Source organism: Micromonospora sp. NPDC048040 (assembly GCF_055587185.1).
Genome location: NZ_JBVJGT010000077.1, coordinates 1 through 25,841 on the forward strand (window position 1 = coordinate 1; position 25,841 = coordinate 25,841).

The following is a 25,841-nucleotide window of genomic DNA, read 5'->3' on the forward strand; positions in this document are numbered from 1 at the left end:
CGCCACCGATCAAGGTCTACGCTGTGGCACGCGGCCACCGCACGATCTTCGGTTGTCCTCACAAACCATCGATGATCAACGCGGTGGCCGTCTTCATGCCTGCGCCACGCCCAACGCCGAAGCCAAGTGACGTTGGAGTACTAGGAGGTAGTGGCGAGGAGCGCCATCAGCGGGGGTGGGTGCGGTGTGGATTGCCTGGGCTGCGACGAACTGCTCCTCGGTGACCAGCGGTGGGTGGGCGATCTGGCGGGAGATGACCCAGTGCGGGGCGGCGTTCCAGCGTTGGACCTCCTGGTGTCGGGTGATGGTGCCGTCGGGTTCGACGATGTCGTGGTCGGTGCGTTGCCGGTTCCAGACCTGGCGGCCGGTGTAGCGGGGGTTGGCCAGGATCGCGGCCACGGTGGTCAGCATCCAGTGTTCGCCGCTGCGGTGAGGGTTGCGCGCCGGGTCCGCGCCGGACGGGCACGGCACGCCAGCGTCGTTCAGGGCGCGGGCGATACTGGCCACGCTGCGACCGGCGAGCCGCTGCTCGAAGATCCACCTCGCCCAGGGTGCGGTGGCCGGGTCGGGTTCCAGGCGGTGCAGGCGCCGCCCCCAGGCGGCGTGGGCGCGGTTCGGATGAGGGCCGGCGTCGACGAGCCGGTAGCCGTAGGGCGGTCGGCCGCCGAGGTGTCGACCCTGCAGTTCGGCTTGGGCGCGCATGGCCGCGGTGGTGCGGTGCCGGGCCCGGGACACCTCCCGCTGGGAGTGCACGCCCAGCAGGTCCAGCAGCGCCAACTGTCGCGAGTTGTCGAAGTCCACCGGCCCATAGGTCTCCGGAAGCCACAGCTGCACGCCCTGCTCGACCAGGACAGGGGTGAGCTGTTCGAGTTGCTGGCCGTGGAAGGCGCGTTCGTACTCGCCCACGACGATCGCGTCGAACCCGCGTCCCGGGTCCACCACTGCGGCGAGCAGTCGTGCTGCCTGCGGGCGGTCCGGCCAGGCCACCCTGCGGGAGACACCTTCGTCGAAGAACTCGACCACGATCCGACCATGGCCAGCGATCAGGTCCTCGGCGTAGTTGCGCTGCCACCGACACGACGACGCCCGATCCTGAAAGTCGACGGTCGACATCCGACCATAGAAGGCGAACCGGATGCCGGGTGGAGTTGGTGTTGTCGGGCGCCGCGCCCGATGGTGGCCTCGATGGTTCGGCTGCCGTATCCACCAGCCGAGCAGGTCGGGGCCGTCGAGTTCCGGCGCGTATTGCATCAGGATCCTCCCACACACAGTGTTACAGGCATCCACCTCGATATAGAGATCTAACGATGCTGCGGTTCGTGGGACTCGGCCACTCGCAACATCTGTTGGCTCAACCGTGCGGCGCGGGCCCGGCTGGTCACCTGGTTGGCAGCTGTGTGGTTGGGAGACGTACGTACGGCACGTACTGGGAGCGGATGGCCGCCGCGTGGGGTGATTGGCCCCTGAATCGCGTCGCGGCCAGTGACGTCGAGACGATGGGACAAGAGATTGTCGCCACGGCCCGGTTGCGGCGTAACAGCCTTCTCTGCACCAGGCAGTCCGCGCCAGCCGACTCGGCGAAGTTGCCTGGAAGGGCTTGGGGGGGGCGCGTCTGCTATCTCCAGAGGGTCGGGTGCGCCAGGGTGGCTTGTGGGTCTCGTAATGCCGTGATCAGTGATGAGTTGTGGGCCGTGCTGGAGCCGGTGATGCCGCAGGACCATGGCCGGCCGACCGGGTCGTCCGTGGAACGATCACCGCAGCACTTTGGAGGGCATCATCTGGCGGTACCGCACGGTTGCGCCGTGGCGGGACCTGCCGAGACAGACACCGATAACCCTCGGGAGAGGTGCGTCAGAGCCTGGTAAATAAGGGTTTCAGGTGTTTTGGTGGCGGGCGAGGCGGCGGGCCATGACGATGATCATGGCCCATTGGACCATCGCGGCGTGGTGGTCGGGTTGCCGTTCGTAGTCGCGGACGGTGCGTCGGCACCGGTTGATCCAGGAGAACGTGCGTTCCACGCACCAGCGGCGGTGCAGTACGACGAAGGTGGTCTGCCCGGCGAGCTTGGCGACGATCTGTACGGTCAGGGTGAGGTGGGTGGCGGCCCAGCCGACGAGCCGGCCGGCGTAGCCGCTGTCGGCCCAGGTCAGCTGGATGGTGGGGAAGCAGGCGCGTAGCGCCCACAGCAGTGGGCGGGCGGCGTCGCGGTCTTGGACGTTTGCGCCGGTGATCAGGATCGCGAGGAGCAGGCCGCGGGTGTCGACGGCGATGTGCCGTTTCCGGCCGTTGATCTTCTTCCCGGCGTCGTAGCCGCGGCTGGGTCGGCCGACGGTGTCGGCACCGCGTATCGACTGGGAGTCGACCAGCGCGGCCGTCGGCTGCCGGTTGCGGCCCTCGACCTGTTCGCGGACCTGCTCGCGAAGGCTGTTGTGCATGCGGTTGAGCGTTCCGTCGGCGGTCCAGGTCTTGAAGTAGTGGTAGACGAGCTTGTGGTGGGGGAAGTCGGCGGGCAGCGCGTCCCACTGGCAGCCGGTGCGGTCGAGGTAGCGGATCGCGTCCACGATGTCGCGGCGTGGGTAGGTGATCGGCCGGCCGCGTCCGGTGCCGGCCGGCACGTGCGGAGCCAGGACCTGCCATTCGGCATCCGAGGTGTCCGACGGATAGTGCCGTGGCCGGGCGGTGGGCAGGTGAGCATCGAGAGTGGCCGGGGTGGCGGATGCGGCGACACCGGCGACAAGGTATACAGACAGGGTTGGGCCTTCGGTCGTGCTGGTTTAGTCGCCTTTGCTCGTACCGAAGGCCCTTCACCATGTCACGCCACCACGCCGGCCGCCGTCACGGTTGGCGATCTCCACCGGGCCTGCCGGACACCGGAAACCCTTATTTACCAGGCTCTCAGTCCGCCGGTGCGCCGTGAGGCGCGATCGATCCGACCCGCTGCCCATCCGGTCGGGTAGCCTGACGCGGTGACGGAGCCTGACCGCGTGTCCATCGCGGTACCCCGGCTCGTTGGTCGTGAGCGCGAGTTCGCAGAGGTCAGTTCCGCCCTCGACGTGCCGGCGGCAGTGGTGTTCGTTCAGGGTGAGGCAGGCGTCGGCAAGACCCGTCTGGTCGATGAGGCGCTCGCGCAGCGGGAGCGGCCCGGCCGGGTGCTGCGCACGGCCTGCCCCGCCCTGCTCCAGCCGTTCACCCTCGGGCCGCTTGTCGATGCGCTCCGGATCGCGGTCGACGCCGGGGCCGACCACAGGCTCAGTGCCCTCGCTGGCGACCTCCGGCCACTCTTCCCCGAGTGGGCGGAGTGGCTGCCGCCGATGCCCGAGCCGGCCGACGACCCAGCGATGGCGCGGCACCGCGTCTTCCGCGCCGTCACCGAGCTCCTGGACCTGCTCGCTGTCGAGCTGCTCGTGGTGGAGGACGTGCACTGGGCCGACGAGGCGACGCTGGAGTTCCTGCTCCTCCTCGCCTGCGGCCCGCCCCCGCGCCCCGGCATCCTCCTCACCTATCGGCCCGAGGACGTCCCGCGCGACTCGCTGCTGCCGAGGCTGACGACGGCCCAGCTGCCTCACGGCCGCAGCGTCCGCATTGCGCTGGAGCCGCTGCCACTTGACGACGTCGCCCGCATGGTCTCCTCGATGCTCGGCGGCGAGACGGTGTCAGGCGCGTTCGCCGCCTTTCTCCTGGAGCGCACGGCCGGCCTGCCGTTGGCCGTGGAGGAGTCAATGCGGCTGATGTGGAACCGCGGTGACCTGGTCCGCCGCGGCGACGCGTGGGCACGCCACCGGATCACCGAGATCGACGTGCCGCCCACGGTGCGTGATGCGGTCCTCGCCCGGGCGGCCGGACTCGGTGACGCCGCCCGGGCGGCGCTGCGCGCGGCCGCCGTCCTGACGGAGACCTCGAGCGAGTCCACGGTGTTGGCGGTGATGTCCGGCGACCCGGCGGGCCGGCTCTCCGGGCTCGCGGAGGCCGTGGCGTCGGGGCTGCTCGCCGAGGACGCCGCTGGCATGGTCTCCTTCCGGCACATGCTGGCCTGCCTCGCCATCTACGAGGCGATCCCCATGCCCGAGCGACGAGCCATGCACCTGCGCGCGTCGCGGGCACTGGCCGATGCGTCACCCGCCCCGCTCGCCCAGCTGACCCGGCACGCCAAGGAAGGCGGCGACGCGAAGGCGTGGGGTGCCTACGCCGAGCTGTCGGCCGACCGGGCACTCGAGTCCGGCGACGGCTCCACGGCCCTGGTCGTCCTCCACGACCTCCTGGTGCACGGCACGCCGGCCGCGGGCGACGTGGTCCGGCTCACCGACAAGTACCCGGTCGGCCTGCTGAGCGGGCACGAGAGGTATGCCGAGCTGCTGGCCGCGCTGCGCCGAGTCGTCGACTCGGGCGCCGCTTCCCCGGCCGAGGAGGCGGAGATCCGGTTCCAGATCGCCCGGCTGCTCACCCAGATGGAGGCCTTCGAGGACGCCCGGTCCGAGATGGAGCGCGCGTTGCCGGGGCTTGGCCACAACCCGTCCAAGGCCGCCCGCGCGGCCATGTACCTCGGCCTGCTCTCCTACGGCACCTCCACCCCGGCCCGGGAGCTGTTGCATTGGCTGCGCCAGGCCTCCCGTATCCCCACCGACGCGATGTCCGAGGCCGACCGGTTGAGCATGGTAGTCGGGCTCGCGAGCGGGCTGCTGGTGCTCGGTGAGGAGGACGGGTGGGCCGAGGCGGCCAAGATCGGTGACGACGCCGCCACCACCGCGGAGCGGATGGCCGTCTCGGCGGGCAAGCTCAACGTCGGGGAGATGGCCGTGATCTGGGGCCGCCACGACGAGGCCCGGCGGGCCCTGATGACGGTCATCGACCTGGCCGCCCGTCACGGGTTCGACAAGGACGACCGCCTGGCGCGGGCCACGCTGGCCCTACTCGACTGGGTCAGCGGCGACTGGGAGGGCCTGGCCGAGCGAGCCAAGGAGTTGGCCGACGACGAGGAGCTGCTGCAGCCGGTGAGTCGGTTGGCGCCCGCCACGGTCGTCGGACTCCTGCAGGCCGCCTGCGGCGAACGGGACCAGGCCGAGCAGACGCTCCGCGCTGTGCTGCGTCGTGCCGACGAGCTCGGGGGTGCGGAGTCCTCGATCGGCCCGGCCAGCGCCTTGGCCGGGATCCGTCTCGCCGCCGGGGACGTCGAGGACGTCCTGCGCCTCACCGAGGCTCCGATCGCGTTCCTCGCGGGCAAGGGCAACTGGATCTGGGCGACCGACCTGGCCCAGGTGCGCGTCGAGGCGCTGCTCGCCGCGGGCCGCACGGCCGAGGCCATCGAGCTGATCGACGCCTTCGAGCGCGGGATCGAGGAGCGCCATGCGCCCGCGCCGCGCGCCGCACTGGCGGTGTGCCACGCCCTCGTGCTGGCGCTGGACGAGCCGCTGGCAGCTGCCGCGGCCTTCGAGCAGGCTGCTGCCGCCTGGCAGGCGATCCCGCGACCCTACGACACACTGCGCAGTCGGGAAGCTCAGGCGAGCTGCCTGGTCCGGGCCGGTGCGACGGAGTCCGGCGTGGCGCTGCTCACCGAGGTCTTCGCCGCCCTGTCCGAGCTCGGGGCGCGCGCCACCGCCGAGCGGGTGAGGGGCGAGCTGAGAGCGCACGGCGCCCCGGTGAAGCGGCCGGCCTGGAAGGGGGGCCGTCGCTCGTACGGCGACCGGCTCTCGCCGCGCGAGCTCGACGTCGTCCGGCTGCTGGTCGAGGGGCGGACCAACCGGGAGATCGGCGACGTGCTGGTGCTGTCGCCCAAGACCGTCGCCCGGCACCTGGGTTCGGCGATGCGCAAGATGAAGGTGTCCTCGCGCACCGCCCTCGCCGTGCAGGCCGTGGAGAGTGGCGCGATCGAGGCCCCCCACCCCATGCCCCCGTCGCCCCAGGCCCCGTCAAACCAGGCCCCGTCAAACCAGGCCCCTTCGACCCAGGCCTGATCGCGGCCGACGCGCTGTCCTCGACCAAAAGTTGGGTCATCTGCCCAGTCGCGGGAACGGCCGAGCGCGGTGAGACTCCGAGGGTGGAACCGAACCAGCACCCTCCCGAGTGCGGTGAGACTCCGAGGGTGGAACCGCACCAGCACCCTCCCGAGTCCGAAACCCCTCCCACGGCTGCGCCGTCGTCGGCGCCGACCGCGGCGGACGGGGCCGACACCTCCGGGGAGTACGAACCCATCTGACCCCACGGCACGACCGCACGAACCTCCCAACGAAAGGTCACCCGCATGAGCCACCCCCGTCCATTCGGGAGCAGGAGGCCGGCCCCCGCCTCCGGCGTACCCCGTCGCTCCTTCAGCTCCCGCCCTGCGTTCGCCGGAGCGTCCCTCGTCCTGGCGCTTGCCCTGACCGGGAGCCTGGGGAGCCTGGGGAGCCTCAGCGTCGCGGGCGCGGCCAGCGCCGCCGGGCAGAACGGCACCGACGGGCGGGCCAACCGCGTCGTCGACACCCACCAGGTCACCCTGATCACCGGTGAGAAGGTGCTCCTGACCGAGCACGCCGACGGTCTCCAGACCGCGAGCGTGGCGCCCGACGGCACCCGCGACACCCAGGAGTCGTACACCACCCTTCGCTCCGGGGACGACCTCTACCTCATCCCCGACAGCGCGCAGCCCTACCTCGCCCAGGACTCGCTCGACCTGGAGCTGTTCAACATCTCCCAGCTCGTCGACGACGGGTACGACGACCAGGGTCGGGCCACGATTCCTCTCATCGTCACCTATTCCGAGAACGTGGCCCGGGCCCTGGACCGTCCGGCCCCGCAGGGATCGGTGAAGGCCCGCAAGCTGCCCAGTGTCGACGCCGTCGCCCTGCGCGAAAGCAAGGACAAGGCCTCGACATTCTGGGAGGCCCTGGACGACGACCGCGCCAAGGCGCCCCAGCCCCGACTCGCCGGCGGTATCGAGAAGATCTGGCTCGACGGGCCGATGCACGCCTCCCTCGACCAGAGCGTCAAGCAGATCGGGGCGCCGACCGCGTGGGCGGCCGGTTTCGACGGTGCGGGCGTCAAGGTCGCGGTCCTCGACAGCGGCGTCGACCCCACCCACCCCGACCTGACCGGAGTCGTCAAGGAGTCCCGCAACTTCACCACGGACGCGGACGCGGTCGACCACCACGGCCACGGCACCCACGTCGCCTCGACGATCGCCGGCTCCGGTGCCGCCTCCGGCGGGAAATACAAGGGCGTGGCGCCCAAGGCCGACCTCTACATCGGCAAGGTGCTCGATGGCGCCGGCAGCGGCTCGGAGTCGAGCGTCATCGCGGGCATGGAGTGGGCGGCCAACACGGTCGACGCCGACGTGATCAACATGAGCCTGGGCAGCTCGTCGCCCAGCGATGGGACCGACCCCATCAGCCAGGCCGTCAACCGGCTCACCGAGTCCAGCGGCGCCCTCTTCGTGATCGCCGCCGGCAACTCCGGGCCCGGCAAGTCAACCGTCGGCTCCCCGGGTGCCGCCGACGCCGCGCTCACCGTGGGCAACGTGACCAAGCAGGAGGCGCTGGCGCCCACCTCCAGTCGCGGCCCGCGCCTCAACGACTTCGCGGTCAAGCCTGAGATCACCGGGCCCGGCACGGCGATCGTCGCCGCACGAGCCGCCGGCACCACGATGGGCTCGCCCGTCGACGCCACCTACACCTCGGCGAGCGGCACCTCGATGGCCTCGCCGCACGTCGCCGGCGCGGCCGCCCTCCTGGCCCAGAAGCACCCCGAGTGGACCCCGGACAGGCTCAAGCAGGTCCTCGTCGGCACCGCCAAGTCGGGCATCTTCACGGCCTACCAGCAAGGTGGCGGACGCGTCGACGTCCCGAAGGCGCTCGACGCGACCGTCTACGCCGACCCGGCCGTGGTGAGCCTGGGTCGCCACGAGCGCGACGGCCAGCCCGTCACCCGCCCTCTGGAGTACGTCAACCCGACCGACGCCGAGGTCACAGTGGCCCTCAACATGGTGGCGTTCGGTGAGTCGGCGCCACCGGAGGGGATGTTCACCCTCGGCGCCACGAACCTCACCGTGCCGGCGCACGGCCGCGGCAGTGTGGACTTCACCTACGACCCGCGGCTCGGCACGATCGGTGACTACACCGCGATCATCACCGCGACCTCCAGCGACGGCACGGCCTTCCATACCACGGTCGGTGCGACCAAGGACATCCCGATGGTCGACGTGACCCTGACCGGCATCGACCGTCACGGAAAGCTGGGACCCACCGAGTGGGTGGCCTTCGACCTCGACAACCGCAAGCTGCGTCAGTTCTTCAGCAGCACCACGCCCACCACGGTGCAGCTTCCCCTCGGCCGCTACTCGGTGATGGCCTACATCCGGACCACCGACCCGGCGTCGGGCGTCCTCACCGACTTCACCCTCGGCGGCAACCCCGAGCTCGTCCTCGAAGGGCCGAAGTCGGTCACGGTCGACGCGCGGGACGCCAAGAAGGTGCAGATCTCGACCCCCGAGGAGTCGGTGGTCACCATCAGCAAGCTCGGCTACCGCCAGCAGATCCCCGGGCTGGGTGGGCTGGACGCACTCAAGACCCTCGGCAGCAACCTCGACGGCGTCTACGTCGTCCCCACCGAGCCGACGAGCGTGAGCGACTTCGAGTTCGACTACCAGGAGCGCTCCTCCTCGCCGACGATCAAGGCTGCGTACGCCGACGGCACAGGCGCGATCCCGCTGCGGCCGGTCACCTACGCCCTGTCGCTCTACGGGAACAAGACGCTCCAGGCCGTCGACGCCGGTCTGGCCCGTCCCGCCGAGCTGGAGGGCCGCGACCTGAGCGGCAAGCTGGCCGTGATCACCCGCGACCCGAGTGTGCGCACGATGGACCAGCTGGCCGCCATCGCCACAACCGGCGCCGAAGCGGCGGTCCTGGTCAACGACCGTCCCGGCCCGTTCTCCACGATCGTCCCGCGGGTGCTGCGCACCAAGATCCCCGCGTGGTCGCTCACCCAGGACGCGGGTCAGCAGCTGCTCGCCCGCATCCACCACGGGCGCACCAACGTCAGCCTCCGCGGCATCGGCAAAGACCCGCAGGTCTACAACGTGGCGCTGATGGTCCCCGACACCATCCCTGCCGATCCCACCGACGCCGTGACCTCCGCCAACTCCGCGACCACCCACGCGGACTACCGAGGCCCGGCCGGTACCTACATCGGCGACTCCAACGCTGCGGTTCGGCCGGGGGAAGCGTCACTCTTCAACCTCATCGACTACTTCGACGCACCCTCTTCCCGGACCGAGTGGTACTCCACGGGCAACAAGTGGCCGACCAGCGACCAGATGCGCTGGTGGCACACAGTCCACGCCGATGACGCAGACATCTCGCGACAGATCATGGGCGCGATCACCGGCTACGCGCCCGGCAGCACCCGAGACGAGACCTGGCTGGGGGCGGCCATCACGGCCGGCGGACCCCAGGGAGGCGGCGCCGTGCGCGAGCGTGACGCGCTCATCTTCGGCCTTCCCGAGTGGGTCGACAGCGGCGGCCACTACGGCTGGTCGGGCAATACCACCGATCATGCGACGGCCCGGCTGTTCCGCGAGGGCGAGCTGGTCCGCGAGATCCCCTGCCCGGCGTGCCGCAACGTGATCGCCGTCGGAGCCGACAACGCCACCTACCGGCTCACCCTCGAGACCCAGCGCCCCGACTGGATGCCGCTGTCGACCAGGACCAGCACCGAGTGGACCTTCCAGTCGGCGCGTCCCACGGCCGACAGTGAGCAGCTCGCCATGCTGTGGCCGCGCTACGAGCTCGAGCTGGACGACCAGAACCGGATGTCCGCCCGTGGCACGAGGACCTTCGACCTGTCCATCCTCACCGCTTCCGGCGAGGTCTCGAGCCTCGAGGAGCTGAAGGTCTGGGCGTCCGGCGACGACGGCGGCACCTGGTCGTCGGCCGAGACGAAGCGCAAATCCGACGGGTCATACACGGTGACGGTGCCCGCCGTCGGTTCCGGCTACGTGTCGCTGCGGGTCAGCGCCCGCGACGGTCACGGCAGCGCGGTCACCCAGACCCTGATCCGGGCCTACGAGGTTCACTGAGCGTCAGGCGATCACGGAGGGGGCGGTCGCGTGGACGACCGTGCTGCAGCATTGTCGTGGGCGGATCCACTCTCAGCAGAGAGCCCATGACGAGAACGATGCGTTGCGCCGCCGAGGCCCCACACCGCCCGTCGCCAGTGACCGCGCAGAGGGGTGAAGCGGGGGATGCAGTGAGCGCAGCGAGCAAGCCCGGAGCTCGCCGAGTCACCATGTGTGGCCGGCGAGTTCTGGGCTTCCCGACGTCGACGTCAAATCGGTCCCGGACACTGGTCGTTCCAGCTGCCGGGTCTGCCCTTCGGCCATCCACGAGCGGGACGGCCGACCACCTCTTGAACCCGGCGGGTCCGGCCCAGCCGAAAACCAACGGGGCATTCGGGTGGGCGTCAAAAATCAGCCACTTGCCAGGCCTCAGGGGGTCAACTCGCGGATGCCACGCGAGCGCGACCTCCGGTGTCGGTGACGCGCGCAAGCATGCTGCCGATCATGAGATCCACCCAGATCGGGACCGCCGATGCGGCCCGCCGGACTCAATCCCCCTGGCGATGATCTCGCAGTGGTTCTCAAGGGCGGGGTCCAACAACAGCATCCTCCCGCCGGAGCTGTGAGCAGAACAGCTCACCCCGCGGACTCGGCGATAGTGCCTGCCGCGTAGACGCTGGATGTGCTCACGCAAACCACCCCAGTCTCCGAGGCAGCGACCCTCGATGTTCACGGCCGAGCGACGCACCCTCGCACAGCCCTCCTGGGCGCGTACATGGCCTCCGGCACATAGCCAGCCGCTCGCGGCTTTGCCGATGATTCGGCGTACTTTCGGCTTGTCTATCAGGTGCCGCGCCGTGGTGTCACCGATTGCTGGTTGGCGGATCAGTGGGTGGTGCGGTCAGTCGGCCCAGTTCGGTGCCGGCGAGCCGGCGCACCACGGGGTCGGGGTCGCTGGCATACCGGTGGAGGATGTCCGGGGCAGCGTCAGGCGCGAGATGTCGCGCCGCAACCGCGACCCGCTGACGGACGTCGGGGGCCGGGTCGGTTGCGAGCTCAACCAGGAGTTTCTGCCAGTGCGTTGGGCTGCCACCGGCGCTGGCGAGTCCACGGATGGTGGCCGCGCGTACCACTGCCTGGTCGTCTCGCGCCAGCGCCATGAGCTGCGGTGCCACGCGGGGATCGGAGTCGACCGCCTTCGCGAGCGCGTGGGCGGCGTCGATCCGCAGTTCCGGGTCTTCGTCGGCAGCGAGCGTGAGCAGGGCGTCGACTGCGGTCGGTCCGCCGACTGCGCCGAGGGCGTTGCGGGCGTTCTCGCGGACGTGCGAGTCGGGGTCGTTGAGTAGCCGCAGCAGGGCCGGGGTCGCCTCGCGGTTGCCGAGTTGCTCGAGTGCGTACGCGGTCATGGATCGTACCCGGGGCGCCAGGTCGGCGGCGAGGGCAACCAGCGGCATCACCGCGTCAGCCCTGCCGCTGTAGCCAAGTTGGCTGATCGCCGATACTCGTACCTGGTCGTCCAGGTCGCGCAGTGCCTTGATGAGAACTTTGAAGGCCCGGTCGTCGGCGGCTGAGTCAGGAATCGAGGCGATTGCCACGGATCTGATCTTCGGATCGGCGTCGGTCGCCGCAGCTGCCAGCAGTTCGACGTCCTGCGCTTCGGCCACGAACCCGAGTGCCTACCGCCCTTCGCGGCGCAACTCGAGCGCGTTACCGGTGACCAACTCGAGCACCGCGCGCCGGGCGGCTGGCCGGTCCCCGTGCAGCAGGTGGATGATTTCGGCCTGCAAGCTGTCCTGGTCGTCCCCGAGGTCGCGGGCCGAGGCGCGCAGCAGCGCCGGAAGCGCCGCCACACCCTGGATGCCGGCCAAGACGCCGGCGATCAGGTCGCGGCCGTAGAAGTTCCCTTCGTCAAGGAACCGGTCGAGTGCCTCGGTCAGGTGGGACACCAACGTGATGTCCCCGCAAGCCTCCAACTGTCTGAGAGTCGGTGCGATGGCGTCGTAATCGTCCTCAAGCTCCACGGCGTGCCGGACCACGGCTTCCAAGGCCCCACGGCTGTCGATCACGCGGCCACCCTGCCACACCCGATGGTGGAACAGTGCACCGAACCTGCAAGATCAATCCGCTTGTCCGTCGCCGGCCAGGCGCGGAGTCGCGCCGATATGCGGATGCAGGATCCTCATACTGGGCGCATGGCTCGGGATGTTTCGTCGGTTGACGCTATTCTGCGCTTCGCCTCCGCCCTGCGCGAGTTGCGTGGTCGACTGCTCACCGACTTGTTTCCCGTCGCGGACATCGCGGATCTTCTGGCTGCGGTCCGCTCGCGCGGAGAGTTGCCCCGGGAAGGTGTCACCCGTAGCGGGATCGAGTACACCGTCCACGGCGCGGGGTGCCGGTTAATCAGCTCCGACGGCAGGGAGGTCGACGTCGACCTGGTCACCGATCCCCTGCTCGGGCGCGAGGTTGAAGCATTCGACGCCTGGCGAATCCGTTGGTTCCTCAACGACGCCGCCGATGACGGCTACAGCCATGAGGACATCGTGGCGGCCTGCACCCATTTCGCCGGCGAGGGCCCCCTACGCGAGGTGGTTGAAGGCCGTTGGTTCGCGTTGCCTGGCGCTCCAGGCGGCCCGGCATGAGTCACCCACACGCAGCAACCCACCGCTGTCCGCCTTGAAGCAGCGCATCTTCAGGTACCCGGATCTTCCGCCGTGCGTGAGCTGGGCCGCCAGTGTTGCAAGGGGTTTTGCTTCGCTGGGCTCATGCCGACTGGAGCCGGCGGGTATGGATGTCCTGGTAGCGGAGCGGGTCGACGGTGGCGGGGTCGTCGAGGAGTTCGACGAGTAGGGCGCCGTTCGGGAGCCGGCGTGCCTGGGCCGCGATCTCGGGCAGCGGTGCCGGTGGCAGGTGGCGGTCGGGGCCCAGGTAGGTCCACCAGCCGAGCTGCCCGTTCACCGCTGGCACGTTCGGTCGGCCGTCGCCCTACGCGCCGCCGCCTGCCCCAGTACCCGGCCGAGATCGGCCACCACATCCCCGACGCGATCTTCGCCGCCGTGCAGCGCCTCACCGGCAGCCCCCGCCCCTACGACTTGGTGGAGGTCACGACCAAGATCTTGGGCGAGCACCTCCGCGCGCAGGCTGGCCCGGCGTGCGAGCTGACCGGCGGTGAGCTGATCCGCCGGCGTCTCCTGCTCGCCTCAACCGATGTGATCACGATGGCGCTCTACGCCGCCGTCGCGCCGCACGACGAGCGCCGCTGCCCGGCCCCCGGCGGCGAGCCGACCGTGCAGCGGCGCAGGCTGCGGCTTCGACCCCGACGACTTCGCCAACCTCACCCGCTAAACGGCCAGGGCGGGGCGACCCAGGCCGGTCCGCGCTGCCCGCTCGCCCCGCATCTGCCCTACCACTAGCTGCCGAAATACGCGTGTATTACACTAATGGAGTGCCGTACGAGTGGGAAGAGTGGGCCCTGCAGGCGCTCGCTGGCGTGCAGCCCTATGAGGTACGCCAAGCTTTGGAGGCCAAGCAGCGGTGGCCGCGTGCTGCCGCCGATGCCGCAGGCTTCCAAGTGTTGACCGTCTGGGCCCGTACCCACGACGGCCGGCCGCTGATCGTGGCCGTGCACCACGTCCACGGCTTTACCTGGAAAATCATCGGCGCGCGTGACATGGCCGACGCCGAGCTGGCCGAGTTCACCCGATGGGAGCAGACGCGATGAGCGACAACCAGCACCTGCCGTCCACCCCTGAAGAGGTGGCCGCGCTGATGAACAACCTCACCTTCGAGCCGCCGCCCACCCCTGAACGGGAGGCCGAGCTGCTCGCTTCCCTGCCTGAGGCCGCTGAAGTCATGGTGGTCCGGTCCCTACGCATGCCCATCGACCTTGACGAAGCCGTCGCCGCAGCTGCTAAGGAAGCCGGCGTCACCAAAACCGCCTGGATCCGTCAAGCCATCGAGATCGTCCTGACCATGCAATCCGACGACGACCAGCCCATCTCCCGGGCCGACGCCCTCCGCGCTCTCACCCTGCTGCGACCCGTACGCCGGGCCGCTTAGGCGACGAAACCACCGCGATGAGCAGATTCGACGACGTCCGCTCTGTCGAACTCTCGTTCGAATGAATACTCTCGCGAAGTGAGGATCAGCTATGGGTGACCGCAGCGCCATCGAATGGACAGAGGCGACGTGGAACCCTACGACGGGCTGTGACCGCGTCAGCCGTGGATGCGACAACTGCTACGCATTGACGCTTGCCAAGCGGCTCAAGGCGATGGGGCAGCCACGGTACCAGCGAGACGGGGATCCGCGGACGAGTGGACCGGGGTTCGGGTTGACGCTCCACCCGGACAGCCTCAGCTTGCCATTGACCTGGAGGCGCCCCCGGCTCGTGTTCGTCAACTCAATGAGCGACCTGTTTCACGCCCAGGTGCCGGTGGAGTTCGTCCGCCAGGTCTTCGAGGCCATTGCGGCGACTCCACAGCACACCTATCAGGTGTTGACCAAGCGGGCCCGCCGTCTACGCCGGCTGGCACCCTCGCTGACCTGGCCGTCGAATCTGTGGGTGGGCGTCTCGGTGGAGGATGCCGACGCGGTGGATCGGATCGATGATTTGCGGGACGTGCCCGCAGCGCTGCGGTTCCTGTCATGCGAACCACTGCTTGGTCCGTTGTCGGACCTGAATCTCGACGGGATCGGCTGGGTTATCGCCGGCGGCGAGAGCGGCACCAACGCCCGGCCGCTACATCCGACCTGGGTTGTGGACCTGCGCGATCAGTGCACCCGCGCCGGAGTGCCGTTCTTCTTCAAGCAGTGGGGCGGGCGCACGCCAAAGGCTGGCGGTCGCGAGCTGAACGGCCGAACATGGGACGACATGCCCCTCAGCTCGACTGCGCCCTGAGACTCCTCCCGGTCTACGCCCGGCAGGTCAGACCGCCGCGGGGACAAGCGCATCCTCAGGCGCACGTGCGGCCAGCTGGCGCCGCCGCAGAGGCTTTCCCTCCCGATGTCGCAATGAGACACTTCTTCGTAACACCTCGTGATCATCGGGAGGGCTGCATGCCGGTCGACGGCCCGGTGCCGTGGCCGTGTGCGGAGCACACGGGCGCCAAGCACGACATCTACCGCCGCTACCTCGAGCGATGGTTCCCCATTCTCCTCGCCGGCTCCAACGCCTACCCCTCTGTCACCTACGCCGAGGGCTTCGCCGGGCCCGGCATTTACAGCGGCGGAGAACCCGGGTCACCCGTCATCGCGATCCGCGCGCTCGTCGACAAGGTCCCCGCGACCAAGGGCATCGCCCGATTCGTCTTCATCGACGACGACCAGCGCTGCGTCAACATGCTCCGGAAAACTCTCCAAGAAGCGTTTCCCGACCGGCCGCGGTCCGAGTTCGCGATGCCCGTCACGATGGGCAAAGGCACCTGCGCCGACGATCTCGAAGCAGCGCTCGACCGCATGGACGCCTGGGGCCAGCCGATATTCGCAAACTTGGACTCCTGGGGCAATGCACCTGTGCCCTTCAGGCTGCTGAAGCGCCTCGCCGCGAACGTATCCACCGAGGTCATCGTCACGCTGCTCCCGCAGCACTTCGTCCGGTTCGTCAGCAACTTGGGCGAGGCGGGTGACGACGTGTTCGGCGGCGACCCGCGGTGGCGCGATGTCGTCAACCTGCCACCAGCGGCGAAGAGCCGGCACATCCTCACCTGCTACCGGCAGGCTCTGCAGGCGGCGGGCTTCCCGTACCTGCTGGACTTCGAACTGGTCCCCCGGAATGGCCAACCCCTGTACCTCGTCTTCGGCACCGGGCATCACCTCGGCGTGCAGAAGATGAAAGACAGCCTCTGGGAGGTCGACCGGGTCCAGGGCGTCGGCTTCCGCGATCCCCGCGACGAACAAGCAGAGACCCTGTTCGCCATGGACGAACCGCTTCTCGGGCCACTGACCCGGTTGCTGCAGCAGAGGCTGCGTGACAGCGAACCGGTCCGCGTAGAGGACCTGCGCCAGTTCGCTCTGTTTGAGACGGTGTACCGACCTGAACACGTCATCAAGGCACTGAAGCCGCTCATCGACGCCGGCAGCGTGAAGATCGAGGACGGCGGCCCGCTGCGGAGGGCATCCTTCGTTTCGCTAGTGCATGCGCCCCTTCGTTAGGTGTACCGAACTTCCTCGGCCCCCGGGTAACTGCCCACCGAGCAAGGCAGACCGGGCCGATCCTCCGACCCGGTGCGGATCTCGTCACGTTGGGAGGTGTACTTCCTCGAGAGAGCGCCCGATCATTGGGCGCAGAGGTGCCACGCGGAGCGGTGCGCGCCATCGGCCACCGGTGGCTCCCGGCCGTCAGGAACGACGAGGCCCGAGACATGGGCGCCCTGTTGTCACCGCCATGACACGACCTCCTGTCCCGAGCGGTGAACAGCTTGTCCGTCCGCTTGTTCCTGCTGCCCTGCCCGCCCGTTCACGTCCTCGTCCCGTACCGATGCCGGTACTGCCCGCTCGAGTTCAACTACCGGCGGTTGTCAATGCCGCGGAGCTTCTGTTGGGGATGGCTGTCCCATCCCGCTGCGGCCGGGTGGCCGCGCAGCCCATTCTGCGTGCGTTGGGTTGGCAGCCGGGCCACCGCCTTGACATCCACCCGCACCGAAGGGTGCTCGTTATTGCCTCGGCCAAGGATGGTCGGGACCGGGTGGGCAGCCGAGGTGCGCTGCCCCTGCCGGCTTCCAGCCGACGTATGTGCCGGATTGGGCATGGCGAGCCGGTCCTGCTCGCCGCGCTCGTCGCCCATGACCTGGTTGTTGTGCACCCGATCGGCGCCGTCACTCGGCTGCTCGCCGACCTGCACATCGAGGTAGCGGGAGGCGACCATGTCTGCTGATTCTGCCGCCGTTGCCGCCGCCCGGCAGGTCCTCGCGCATCTCGGTGTCACCCTGGCCGACCTCCAGTCCAACGCCGGCGTGTTGGTACCAGTGCCGACGGTCGCGGAGTATCTGCCGCGCGTGATCGCGGCGGCGGGCCCGGGTGCGAGACGGACGTACGGCACGTACTGGGAGCGGATGGCCGCTGCGTGGGGTGATTGGCCTCTGAACTGCGTCGCAGCGAGCGACATCGAGGCGATGAAACAGCAGATGGTCGCCACAGCCCGGTCGCGGCGTAACAGCCGCAACGGCCGGCACGCCGGCGAGCACGTCATCGCCGCCGCCCGCGCTTTCTTCTCCCGGGCGGTCGCTGACGGCCTCATCGACGCGTCGGCCAGTCCCGCCCACCGCGTCGCCAAACCCCGCCGCCTCCCCAGCACCCGCCGCGCTCTGACGCCGCACGAACTGGAAAAGATCAACATGGTGGCGCGGACCAGCGGCAACGATGTCATCCTCGACGCACTCCTGCTGCGCCTACACACGGAGAGCGCCTGCCGGCGTGGCGGTGGCCTCGCCCTGCGGCTTGTTGACCTGGATCGTCCCAGCGGGCTTGTGCGGCTGGCCGAGAAGGGCACTGTGCGGTGGCAGCCGGTCAGCCTCGACCTCGCCGAGCACCTGTACGAACATGCCCGCGTCCGCGGTGCCGTTCAGCCCACCGACCGCTTGTTGCGCTACCGCAACGGCCTGCCGATCAGTAGCCGCCGCTACGACCACCTGTGGAAACGCATCGGGGAGCGCCTGCCGTGGGTGGCCGCTCAGGGCATCTCCACCCACTGGCTGCGGCACACCACCCTCACCTGGGTGGAGCGCCACTTCGGCTACGGTGTGGCCCGCGCCTACGCCGGGCACACCGACAGCCCCGGATCCTCGACCACCACCTATATCAAGGCTGATCTGCACGCCGTCGCGGATGCGCTGTCGGCGATGACCGGCCAACCACACCCACTCGCCACGATGGAAGAAACCCGGGCCGCCTGGCCCACAGCCACTCGCCACTGATCGATATCGGATGAGATCCTGTCGCTTCGTGTGGCCGGTGGGGGAGGAGCCCTGGATTCCGCCGCACGAAGCGACAGGCCAGGGCGGGAGCCTGGGGATGAGCGACACCGATCCGACTGGGCCTGGTTCCGCCAGGAGGCTGGGGAGGTGTGAAACTATCGAGGATGGTTGAAGCCCTGGACTGAGTGACGGGAGTTGTGGATGGACGGCGCAGGCGGCGATTGGACTCCCGGTGACGTTGCTGCCATGATCGGCAACCCGTTCTATGCCGTGAATATCGATCCTGACCTGGCTGTCGCGCGCGATCCGATAATCTCCGAGGAAGAATGGGTTGCGGCGAACGCGAGATTGATCGACGAGCTTGGCCCAGAGCCTTATCTGCGTAACCTTCTGGCTGTTCTTAAGGGCGCGTACCCGACGAGTTGACAACTCCACCGCCCTCTTGAGATTTCGCGTCTGCGCCGTCGCTGGTGCCTCGCGGCGCGAACTCCGTGCGGACTCGGCCTGTCGGAGGCGCCCTTCTCCGTGTCCGGATTGATGAGTGCGCTGTCATCGGCGCAGGCAGATCGAATTGTTTGCTTAAATTGCGTCACGTGGCAGCTCACGCCTGTAGTGTTACGCATCGTGAAGTGCTAGGCTTATCGCATGAGCACCCGTTTGTATAGCGGGTGCTACGCACGGGTGGCCGAATCCCTCGGACACGTTATTTCCACACGAAGCGCGATAGTTTCTCGTGTTTTGCGTGATCCCCGTCCCGTTGGGCGGGGATTTTTGCTGTGGTAGCGAGGATGCCTCCCGCAGGGTTGAGCGTGTAGGTCGCGGTCTCGGCTTCGATGGTCCAGGTGTGGTGGTCGCCCACGATGATCATGTTGTTGGTGCGGAGGTGGGTGGCGACCTTGTCCGGGTCGGGGCTGCGCAGCGCGGGGTGGTGGCGGTGCAGCCGGCGGTCGTGTCGGATGCGGTCGAGGAGGTGGTCTTCCCGGATGTAGAGGGTCTTCGTTCGGGGAGAGGCCGTGGTGCGGCTGCTGGTGTGGCCGTGGCGGCATCGGTAGCCGGGACGGCCGTGGACCCAGTGGGAGTCCATGGTGCGCCCGCAGATGGCGCAGCATACGAGGCCGGCCAGGAGATAGTGGCGGGGAGCGCCGTCAGCGGGGGTGGGCGCGGTGTGAATGGCGTGGGCCGCGACGAACTGCTCCTCGCTCACCAGCGGCGGGTGAGCGATCTGGCGGGAGATGACCCAGTGCGGGGCGGCGTTCCAGCGCTGGACCTCGTGGTGTCGGGTGATGGTGCCGTCGGGCTCGATGTCGTCGTGGTCGGTGCGTTGCCGGTTCCACACCTGTCGGCCGGTGTATCGGGGGTTGGCCAGGATCGCCGCGACGGTGGTCAGCATCCAGCGTTGGCCGCTGCGGTGCCGGTTGCGTGCCGGGTCGGCGCCGGACGGGCACGGCACACCGTTGTCGTTGAGCCTGCGGGCGATACTGGCCACGCTGCAGCCAGCGAGCCGCTGCTCGAAGATCCACCTCACCCAGGGTGCGGTGGCCGGGTCGGGTTCCAGGCGGTGCAGACGGCGTCCCCAGGCGGCGTGGGCGCGGTTCGGATGAGGGCCGGCGTCGACCAACCGGTAGCCGTAGGGTGGCCGGCCGCCGAGGTGCCGGCCTTGGAGTTCGGCTTGGGCGCGCATGGCCGCGGTAGTGCGGTGCCGGGCCCGGGACACCTCCCGCTGGGAGTGCACGCCCAGCAGGTCCAGCAACGCCAGCTGTCGCGAGTTGTCGAAGTCCACCGGGCCATAGGTCTCCGGAAGCCACAGCTGCACGCCGTGTCTGAGGAGGGTGGGGGTCAGCTGTTCGAGTTGCTGGCCGTGGAAGGCGCGTTCGTACTCGCCCACGACGATCGCGTCGAACCCGCGTCCCGGGTCCACCACTGCGGCGAGCAGTCGTGCTGCCTGCGGGCGGTCCGGCCAAGCCACCCGGCGAGAGATGCCCTCGTCGAAGAACTCGACCACTATCCGACCATGACCGGCGACCAGGTCCTCGGCATAGTTGCGCTGCCACCGACACGACGACGCCCGATCCTGAAAGTCGACGGTCGACATCCGCCCGTAGAACGCGAACCGGATGCCGGATGGATTTGCTGCTGTCGCGCGCCGCTCCCGCTGGCGGCCTCGCTGGTTCGGCTGCCGTATCCACCAGCCAAGCAGGTCGGTGCCGTCGAGTTCCGGCGTGTACTGCATCAGAGCCCTCCCGCACATGGAGTTGCAACCATCTGTCTCTATATAGATGGCTAACGATATATCGGTTCGTGGGACTCGGCCACTCGCACCATCTGTTGGCTCAACCGTGCAGGGGGCGGGCCCGGCTGGACTGCAGCTGTGCGGTCCCCGTTCAGGCAAGCTCGCGGCTCCCGCTCACCGGCCGGTGGCTGGACTTCACCAAGGTGGACATCGTGGTCGACGCGGCCGGGGCGGTCACCGCCCGGCTGCTGGTGCCCCGTTCCGATGATCGAGGGAACCCAGGTGACGGCGTTTGCCCGGGCGGGTCCTGGTCGACCGCCGGTTCGTCCTCACCGCCGTGACCATTCCGGTGTCTGACCGCGCCGGCGTGCGCCTGCCGAGCTACGGCTCAGTTTGCCGTGAGCCGGCTCTTCTGCAACTTGTCGAGGTGAGCCGGCCGTAGCGGCGCAGTCAAGGTTCGTCGCCAAGATCGGCACGCCGGTGTGCGGGTTGTGCATCAGCCCTGTGGCGTCGAGGACGAACAGCCACACCATGTGCAGGACCGCCATGCCGACGGCCATCGCCCCGACCATTTCGATGGAGTAGGCGAACCTCTTGGCGCTCAGGCGGTGGCCGCTGTGCGTCACGGCGTCGTCTGACGCGGCTGCGCTCGGGGTGACGGGTTGGCTGTACAGGGCATGCCGTCAGTTCGGTGGGTCGCCTCGCCGTGAGTACGATGCGGCGGTGCCCGTGTCTCGTAAGCGGAAGAAGAAGTCCGGGTCCGGCCGCAGGTCCCCGCGTCAGTCGACGGTCTCGACGTCGAGCAGAGCGCCCTTGGCCGATGCCTTCGGTGGGCTTTTCGACTATCGCCGGAAGCTCGCCGAGCATCGCACCGCGCTGGCCCGGGACGCAGCCCGGGCGGTGATCGACGGCCTGATCACGGTCGCCCCAGGCCGGTCCGACGACGAGCTCGAGGACGATTTCTGCGCCCGCTACGGCGCGGCGATGACGCAGTTCGAGGGCAACGCACTGGAGGACATGGTCAGCCCGGAGGACTTCACCCACGCCCTGCTGGCAGTGATCGACGAGCGGCTGCACGAAGCAGCCGAGGCTGGCGCGGACGTCGCTGTTCTCCAACGGCTGCTGACGGTTGTTGCCGGTGTGTTGCCGGTCCCGCTGAGCGAGTCCGCCCGCGATCTGGTCGCCAGGCACCTGAGTGCCGGCGCGGCGAAACAGGTCGCGCGCGGGCGTACCGTGGCGGGCCCGGTGTTGTGGACGCACGATGTCTACGGCAGTCGTCGGGCGGTGGTCGCACCGTTCACGTCGTCGGACGGCCCGGATCGGTGGTACCTGTGGGACGTGGATGCGTGCGGCTACGAGGTGGTCGCCGTGCACAGCGGCTTCTACCCCTCGGCCGAGTCCGCATTGGCGGCTTGGGGTGAATCGGTCGGGCAGGCGGCGGCCGGTGCGGATCTGATACCGGTGGACGACGTGGAAACGCTCGGCAGCCTGCTGAGCGGCGAGGTCGAAAGATTGCGGATTGGCGGGGAGAACGAGGAACAGTACGCCGAGTTCCTGCGCAGTCGGCGGCTCGGCAGGACCGTGCGGGAGGCGGTCCGCCGGGTGCGCGGCCGGACTTCCGTACGGCTCACGGCTGCCGAAGCGGAGGCGCAGTTCGCTCAGCGGCTGCGGGAGCTCGGCTACCACGACGGCACGGCAGGCGATCGGCCGGACGCGGGCTCGGCCGGCGCTGACGAACTCGCCGCGGAGATGGCCGAATCCTGGTCCCCGCACGATCAAGCCGCGCTGTATCCGTTCTGCTCGCCGCACAAGGTAGCGGCGACCGTGCTGCACCTGCGGGATTTCTACAACGATGACTTCGCCGCTGCGCTCGTCGCGGTGCTACCGGAGTGGATCCGCTTCCTCGCCGAACACACCGGCATGGCGGCGGAGCTGACCGAGCGTTGCCTCGCGTACGCCTCAGGTGAGCTTCAGTTCCCCGGAATCCTCGACGACAAGGGACGACCGAACCCCATGGCACGAGTAGCCGAATAGCGGCCGGAAGTAGGAGAACGGGACGAACACCCGCCGGCCGCAGTGCGTGACGGACCGCTACCGCACTCCGAAGAGCGTGCTGCCACAACGCCCGCGGCCGAGAGCCGCACCGTTTGGCCACACGTGGCGGCGACGAAATCGTGTTTGCCGACCAGCGGCGGATGCGCCGTCGCGGGTGTTCACCCGCTGTTGCATCAGGCTTCAGCGGCGTACCTCCGATCGATCGAGAAGATCATCGGTGGCGTCGACAGCTCCGCTCGGGCTGCAGCTGTGGGGCGTCCGGTGCGCGAGCGCCGCTACCGGTGGCTGGGGCGGGTGATCGTCCTGGCGTGTTCGCCGAGGAGGTCGGTATAGGTGTCGATGTCGATGGTGTTGTGGTGGCAGAGTTCGATGAGGCGGGTAAGTCGATGGCCGATCTTCTCCGCGTCGAGGTCGAGGCGTTCGCACAGGTCGTGGTGGGCGTCGACGAGGGGTTCGGTGATCTCCTCGGGTTCGGTGCGGGTGATGTGATAGGCGTCGCGGAGGTGTCCGGAGAGGTCGTCCCAGACGAGGAGTGGCTGCAAAAAGAAACCGTCTGATGTCGAGGCCGCGTCGACGTCGAATTGACACTGGACTTGGATTCCGTGGCCAGGTGAATTTCGTATTCTCGTTCGCGCGCACAGCGTTGTCCGTGTACTCTCACGGAGAGCCGCCAGGCGGGCTCACCGGTCGCGGGAAATCCGCAGGTTCTGCGGTCAGTATGGCGGCGAACTGGAGATCGATGCTCGCCGAGGATTCAGCGACGCGCGGTCCGGGGACCTGGCGGCTTTGACGTTTCGCGGCCCGGCCTACGGGCGAGCAACGATGGACAGTCGGAGGCCGGTCTCTGTTTCCTCGATGAGCACGCGTTCGCCGTGGCTGTGGTCGGGCAGCATCGCGTCGTACAGTTCTTCGTTGCTGATCTCCAGAGTGCCACCGGCCCGGCCGATGAGGACGTTGAGTACGGCGCGCAGGTTGACGTCGCTGAGGTAGCGCATGGGGGTTGTCTCCGTAGGTCCTGCTGCTCGATTCGGCATGAAGGCAGTTCAGTTCCGGCGACCGGGATGACGTCGGCTCGTCAGGAACCGGTCGACGGGGCGGGGCGCTGCTCCAGGGGTGCGCTGGATGTCGCAACGAGGGTAGCTATGGCGACGAACGGTGCGGGTTGGCGCGCCGGGCGTGGACCCGGGTAAACGCTGCGGCGAACAAGGACATCCGTGTGTTGCCTTCCTGTGTGCTGAGGTCGTGACAGGCCGGGTCGTGCCGGTGGGAGCCGGTCGGGCTGGGCGGCGATCGTTCCGCGCGACGAGTCCCTCGGCCCGGAGGCCGGTCACGTGTTCCCGTGGGCCGTAGTGGCGCGGGGCGTCCGCCAGGCCAGCGGTCCCAGCAGGGCCACTCTCACCGAGCTGTCGACTCGCCGAGTTCGGCGGGGTCGAGACGCAGGGTCGCGAGCAGCCCGGCGTGCCGGGTGGTGTCGACCTGCTCCGGCAGCTCCCGCTCGACCCAGTCGGCCCTGGTGTGCTGACCGCGCCGACGCAGCGCGGAGACGATCGTGTGCCGGGCGATTGTCATGATCTGCTCCTCGGTGGCGATGGTGGGAAGATTGCCGGTCCTTCGCTGCCTCGGCGGAGGTGCTGTCGGCGCGGGCGCCGGTTCGGTTGGCGCAGAATGTCCGGCGGGTCCAGCGTCGGCTATGCGGGAAGCGACCGCGGCAAAGTCGCCGGGGGCGGTGCGGAGACGGCCGCCACCCCCTCCCAGGTGTGCCAGCCCCTGCTGTCGACCGTCGCCTCGGACATCGTGCGCGGCGACGGTGAGCAGCTGCGGAGTATGGACAATGTTGCCGGCGGCGGCGGCGCGCGCCATCGCCGCCTCGGCCAGGTCGACCGGGGTATCCGGCGGGACGACCAGCAGGTCGACCGGGGTATCCGGCGGGACGACCAGCAGGTCGACCCGAGCCTCGTTGAGGCAGATGGCGGTCAGCAGGCTGGCGGGCTGACTGGTGAAGTAGCCCAACCGCAGCACCCTGCCGCCGATGGTCAGGCGGCGTGGGTTGCCGTCCCAGGTCTCGGTGTTGAGAAGCAGCCGGACGATCGGCCCGTGCAGCAGGTCGATGGCGAGGACGAGGCCGGGCAGCTCCGCGAGCGGATCAGTCGAGCGGGGCCACCAGCCGCCGTCGAGCAGCGTGCGCGCGGCCCGGGTCGGTTCGATCCGCAGGCGCGGCGTCGACGGAGGCGAAGGGGGAGCGAGGGCGTTGGTCGATGGCGTCACGTTGGATCCTTATCGCCGTGACCGCGGCGTAGCGGTTCGGTCTTGCGCGGAGCCGCGCCATCCGCCGGGTGGGGTGCCGGTTCGCTGACCCGTACGGCCGGGTCGTCGGTCGCCCCGCTCAGTGGCGGCGCTGCAGCTGCGTGTCGCGGGCGGTGTGGACCACCATGGCGACGATCGCGAGCGGCGCGACGTGGTGCGACGCCGATCTGGGCCGCGCCGGCGCGGGTCAACGGCACCCGGCCCGGTGGGAGGGGGAGTGTTCCCTCATGCTCCGACGGCGGGAGGTCGGTCGGTCGGGCCACTGCGGATCGGGTGCTTCGGGTACGAAACATGGCATCCCTCGGGGGGAGCCGGCGTGGCGGGCACCTCAGGAGTGGATGTCGTCGATTCCGGGATGGCCCCAGCCTACGCCTGTCCGGGCTGGTTAGATCGGTGACGCCGCAATAGGGGCCGAGGCTCACCCCGAACGGTCCGTGGTCGGTGCCCGCCCGACGACGTGCAGCCGCGCGAGGTGGCCAGGTTCGCCAGGACCCGAACACCGAGGTGAGCGAGTCGGCCAGGCGTGGTCCGGGGTGCGGTGATCGTGCCGGTACTGGTTAGCGGGGTGTCGGTGGTGATGTGGGGTCGTCTCAGCCGCTGGCCGCCTCAACTGGCGGCCTCCGAACTGCGGCTGCCGACCCTGGCCGACTCAGGCTACGAAGGCGCCGGCCAGGGCATCGATGAAGACGACTGGATAGACGGGGTCGAGGACCGATTCTGCTACTCGGCCATCCCCTCGAGGACCTTGTCGGTGATGCTGCTTGGACATGTCGGCGCCGTACACCTCGGCCAGGTACGCCGCGAACCCCCGTGCGTCAGCCCTTTGGCCGACAACGACAGGACCAAGTCGTCGACCCCGCTCAGCCGCCGTTGCCATTTCCGCACGATCTGCGGATCGAACGTGCCCGCCGCGTTCCGCGGAACCCGAACCTGCACCGGCCCGACATCGGTGAGCACGATCTTGGTCCGGCTGCCGTTACGCGTGTTCCCGCTACCCCGACCAGCGTCGTGCTTGTCGTAGCCGACGTGGTCAGTGATCCCACCGTCCAACGCCGGCCCGAGGACCCGCTTGGTCAGCTGCTGCAGCAGCCCACCCTCCCCAGTCAGCTTCAGCCCGTCACCACGAGCCCGATCGACCAGCATCGCAATCAACTGCTCATCCGTCATCGCACCCACCGGCCCCACGGCCAGTTCCTGCCCCGAGGTGATCTCGGTCGCCATCCGGCGTCTCTCCCCTGATCGGTCGATCAGCCGTTATTTCCAGTGTCAGGCTTGAATCGGTCCGGCGGGTTCGCTCTGCCGTTAGTTGCCTCCGTGG

23 protein-coding genes and 1 pseudogene are annotated in these 25,841 nt (G+C 69.0%); 13 read left to right on the plus strand and 11 right to left on the minus strand.

Translation table 11 applies throughout. The features are described 5' to 3' along the window. Window positions 1-93: 93 nt before the first annotated feature. Window positions 94-1,251, minus strand: a complete 1,158-nt coding sequence (locus ACZ6O2_RS33805) for a recombinase family protein (protein ID WP_466025827.1) — start codon at window positions 1,249-1,251, stop codon at window positions 94-96. Between the two features lie 468 nt (window positions 1,252-1,719). Here ACZ6O2_RS33805 and ACZ6O2_RS33810 point away from each other — a divergent pair, with 468 nt between their 5' ends. Continuing rightward, window positions 1,720-1,869 carry a transposase gene (locus ACZ6O2_RS33810; RefSeq protein ID WP_466025828.1) on the plus strand — a complete coding sequence of 50 codons (150 nt, stop codon included), beginning with the start codon at window positions 1,720-1,722 and terminating at the stop codon, window positions 1,867-1,869. Window positions 1,870-1,874: 5 nt separating this feature from the next. Here ACZ6O2_RS33810 and ACZ6O2_RS33815 read toward each other — a convergent pair whose 3' ends face one another. Further along, window positions 1,875-2,750, minus strand: coding sequence for an IS5 family transposase (locus ACZ6O2_RS33815; protein ID WP_466025841.1), 876 nt, complete (start codon window positions 2,748-2,750; stop codon window positions 1,875-1,877). 216 nt (window positions 2,751-2,966) lie between these two features. Between ACZ6O2_RS33815 and ACZ6O2_RS33820 the strand changes: the two genes are divergently transcribed. Further along, the gene (locus tag ACZ6O2_RS33820) at window positions 2,967-5,948 is read left to right on the plus strand and encodes a helix-turn-helix transcriptional regulator (RefSeq protein ID WP_466025829.1); all 2,982 of its coding nucleotides are present in this window, start codon (window positions 2,967-2,969) and stop codon (window positions 5,946-5,948) included. A 287-nt stretch (window positions 5,949-6,235) separates the two neighbouring features. Further along, window positions 6,236-10,045, plus strand: a complete 3,810-nt coding sequence (locus tag ACZ6O2_RS33825; RefSeq protein WP_466025830.1) for a S8 family serine peptidase — start codon at window positions 6,236-6,238, stop codon at window positions 10,043-10,045. Window positions 10,046-10,887: 842 nt separating this feature from the next. Here the strand turns inward: ACZ6O2_RS33825 and ACZ6O2_RS33830 are convergent. Beyond that, complete coding sequence (locus ACZ6O2_RS33830) at window positions 10,888-11,688, minus strand: HEAT repeat domain-containing protein (RefSeq protein WP_466025831.1); 801 nt, start codon at window positions 11,686-11,688, stop codon at window positions 10,888-10,890. A gap of 12 nt (window positions 11,689-11,700) precedes the next feature. Continuing rightward, window positions 11,701-12,090 (minus strand): hypothetical protein, encoded by a 390-nt coding sequence (locus tag ACZ6O2_RS33835; protein WP_350711907.1) that lies wholly within the window; start codon window positions 12,088-12,090, stop codon window positions 11,701-11,703. Window positions 12,091-12,216: 126 nt separating this feature from the next. Here ACZ6O2_RS33835 and ACZ6O2_RS33840 point away from each other — a divergent pair, with 126 nt between their 5' ends. Continuing rightward, window positions 12,217-12,663 carry a DUF6896 domain-containing protein gene (locus ACZ6O2_RS33840; protein ID WP_350711906.1) on the plus strand — a complete coding sequence of 149 codons (447 nt, stop codon included), beginning with the start codon at window positions 12,217-12,219 and terminating at the stop codon, window positions 12,661-12,663. Window positions 12,664-12,784: 121 nt separating this feature from the next. Here ACZ6O2_RS33840 and ACZ6O2_RS33845 read toward each other — a convergent pair whose 3' ends face one another. Beyond that, entirely contained in the window at window positions 12,785-12,979 is a 195-nt protein-coding gene (locus tag ACZ6O2_RS33845; protein WP_466025832.1) for a hypothetical protein, read from the minus strand. Window positions 12,980-13,077: 98 nt separating this feature from the next. Here ACZ6O2_RS33845 and ACZ6O2_RS33850 point away from each other — a divergent pair, with 98 nt between their 5' ends. The 5 genes from ACZ6O2_RS33850 to ACZ6O2_RS33870 all read left to right on the plus strand — a co-directional run bounded on the left by ACZ6O2_RS33850 (window position 13,078) and on the right by ACZ6O2_RS33870 (window position 16,174). After that, complete coding sequence (locus ACZ6O2_RS33850; protein WP_350711905.1) at window positions 13,078-13,434, plus strand: hypothetical protein; 357 nt, start codon at window positions 13,078-13,080, stop codon at window positions 13,432-13,434. A 32-nt stretch (window positions 13,435-13,466) separates the two neighbouring features. Continuing rightward, the gene (locus ACZ6O2_RS33855) at window positions 13,467-13,742 is read left to right on the plus strand and encodes a hypothetical protein (RefSeq protein WP_466025833.1); all 276 of its coding nucleotides are present in this window, start codon (window positions 13,467-13,469) and stop codon (window positions 13,740-13,742) included. Continuing rightward, window positions 13,739-14,080 (plus strand): hypothetical protein, encoded by a 342-nt coding sequence (locus ACZ6O2_RS33860; RefSeq protein WP_350711903.1) that lies wholly within the window; start codon window positions 13,739-13,741, stop codon window positions 14,078-14,080. The genes ACZ6O2_RS33855 and ACZ6O2_RS33860 overlap by 4 nt, the downstream gene beginning before the upstream one ends. A 91-nt stretch (window positions 14,081-14,171) precedes the next feature. Beyond that, window positions 14,172-14,921 carry a DUF5131 family protein gene (locus ACZ6O2_RS33865; RefSeq protein ID WP_350711902.1) on the plus strand — a complete coding sequence of 250 codons (750 nt, stop codon included), beginning with the start codon at window positions 14,172-14,174 and terminating at the stop codon, window positions 14,919-14,921. 158 nt (window positions 14,922-15,079) lie between these two features. Further along, window positions 15,080-16,174 (plus strand): three-Cys-motif partner protein TcmP, encoded by a 1,095-nt coding sequence (locus ACZ6O2_RS33870; RefSeq protein WP_466025834.1) that lies wholly within the window; start codon window positions 15,080-15,082, stop codon window positions 16,172-16,174. A 352-nt stretch (window positions 16,175-16,526) separates the two neighbouring features. Here the strand turns inward: ACZ6O2_RS33870 and ACZ6O2_RS33875 are convergent, their stop codons facing one another. Continuing rightward, window positions 16,527-16,886, minus strand: a complete 360-nt coding sequence (locus tag ACZ6O2_RS33875; RefSeq protein WP_350711900.1) for a hypothetical protein — start codon at window positions 16,884-16,886, stop codon at window positions 16,527-16,529. 247 nt (window positions 16,887-17,133) lie between these two features. Here ACZ6O2_RS33875 and ACZ6O2_RS33880 point away from each other — a divergent pair, with 247 nt between their 5' ends. Beyond that, window positions 17,134-17,934: a tyrosine-type recombinase/integrase gene (locus tag ACZ6O2_RS33880; protein ID WP_466025835.1), complete on the plus strand. Its 801-nt coding sequence runs from the start codon at window positions 17,134-17,136 to the stop codon at window positions 17,932-17,934. A gap of 201 nt (window positions 17,935-18,135) precedes the next feature. After that, window positions 18,136-18,360 carry a hypothetical protein gene (locus tag ACZ6O2_RS33885; RefSeq protein ID WP_350711898.1) on the plus strand — a complete coding sequence of 75 codons (225 nt, stop codon included), beginning with the start codon at window positions 18,136-18,138 and terminating at the stop codon, window positions 18,358-18,360. Window positions 18,361-18,637: 277 nt separating this feature from the next. Here the strand turns inward: ACZ6O2_RS33885 and ACZ6O2_RS33890 are convergent, their stop codons facing one another. Both ACZ6O2_RS33890 and ACZ6O2_RS33895 read right to left on the minus strand, forming a co-directional pair. After that, a complete protein-coding gene (locus ACZ6O2_RS33890) occupies window positions 18,638-20,164 on the minus strand; it encodes a recombinase family protein (RefSeq protein WP_466025836.1) in 1,527 nt (508 codons plus the stop codon). Between the two features lie 329 nt (window positions 20,165-20,493). Next, window positions 20,494-20,790 carry a hypothetical protein gene (locus ACZ6O2_RS33895; RefSeq protein ID WP_466025837.1) on the minus strand — a complete coding sequence of 99 codons (297 nt, stop codon included), beginning with the start codon at window positions 20,788-20,790 and terminating at the stop codon, window positions 20,494-20,496. Window positions 20,791-20,977: 187 nt separating this feature from the next. On the opposite strand from ACZ6O2_RS33895, the gene ACZ6O2_RS33900 reads away from it, so the two are divergent. Continuing rightward, complete coding sequence (locus ACZ6O2_RS33900) at window positions 20,978-22,198, plus strand: hypothetical protein (protein ID WP_466025838.1); 1,221 nt, start codon at window positions 20,978-20,980, stop codon at window positions 22,196-22,198. A 329-nt stretch (window positions 22,199-22,527) separates the two neighbouring features. Beyond that, window positions 22,528-22,776, plus strand: coding sequence for a hypothetical protein (locus ACZ6O2_RS33905; RefSeq protein WP_466025839.1), 249 nt, complete (start codon window positions 22,528-22,530; stop codon window positions 22,774-22,776). 249 nt (window positions 22,777-23,025) lie between these two features. On the opposite strand, the gene ACZ6O2_RS33910 is transcribed toward ACZ6O2_RS33905, so the two are convergent. The 3 genes and pseudogenes from ACZ6O2_RS33910 to ACZ6O2_RS33920 form a co-directional block, all read right to left on the minus strand. Then, a complete protein-coding gene (locus tag ACZ6O2_RS33910; protein WP_089006341.1) occupies window positions 23,026-23,214 on the minus strand; it encodes a hypothetical protein in 189 nt (62 codons plus the stop codon). Between the two features lie 400 nt (window positions 23,215-23,614). Further along, window positions 23,615-24,484, minus strand: coding sequence for a DUF5994 family protein (locus tag ACZ6O2_RS33915; RefSeq protein WP_466025840.1), 870 nt, complete (start codon window positions 24,482-24,484; stop codon window positions 23,615-23,617). Between the two features lie 709 nt (window positions 24,485-25,193). After that, a pseudogene (locus ACZ6O2_RS33920) lies at window positions 25,194-25,690 on the minus strand (transposase); the annotation flags it as partial. Window positions 25,691-25,841: the final 151 nt, after the last annotated feature.

Coding starts and splice junctions, on each gene's coding strand:
- ACZ6O2_RS33870 (WP_466025834.1), top strand. CDS start 15,080: ATGCCGGTCGACGGCCCGGTGCCGTGGCCGTGTGCGGAGCACACGGGC.
- ACZ6O2_RS33865 (WP_350711902.1), top strand. CDS start 14,172: ATGGGTGACCGCAGCGCCATCGAATGGACAGAGGCGACGTGGAACCCT.
- ACZ6O2_RS33860 (WP_350711903.1), top strand. CDS start 13,739: ATGAGCGACAACCAGCACCTGCCGTCCACCCCTGAAGAGGTGGCCGCG.
- ACZ6O2_RS33825 (WP_466025830.1), top strand. CDS start 6,236: ATGAGCCACCCCCGTCCATTCGGGAGCAGGAGGCCGGCCCCCGCCTCC.
- ACZ6O2_RS33810 (WP_466025828.1), top strand. CDS start 1,720: ATGGCCGGCCGACCGGGTCGTCCGTGGAACGATCACCGCAGCACTTTG.
- ACZ6O2_RS33885 (WP_350711898.1), top strand. CDS start 18,136: ATGGACGGCGCAGGCGGCGATTGGACTCCCGGTGACGTTGCTGCCATG.
- ACZ6O2_RS33875 (WP_350711900.1), bottom strand. CDS start 16,886: ATGGTCGCCTCCCGCTACCTCGATGTGCAGGTCGGCGAGCAGCCGAGT.
- ACZ6O2_RS33890 (WP_466025836.1), bottom strand. CDS start 20,164: ATGCAGTACACGCCGGAACTCGACGGCACCGACCTGCTTGGCTGGTGG.
- ACZ6O2_RS33840 (WP_350711906.1), top strand. CDS start 12,217: ATGGCTCGGGATGTTTCGTCGGTTGACGCTATTCTGCGCTTCGCCTCC.
- ACZ6O2_RS33910 (WP_089006341.1), bottom strand. CDS start 23,214: ATGCGCTACCTCAGCGACGTCAACCTGCGCGCCGTACTCAACGTCCTC.
- ACZ6O2_RS33880 (WP_466025835.1), top strand. CDS start 17,134: ATGAAACAGCAGATGGTCGCCACAGCCCGGTCGCGGCGTAACAGCCGC.
- ACZ6O2_RS33805 (WP_466025827.1), bottom strand. CDS start 1,251: ATGCAATACGCGCCGGAACTCGACGGCCCCGACCTGCTCGGCTGGTGG.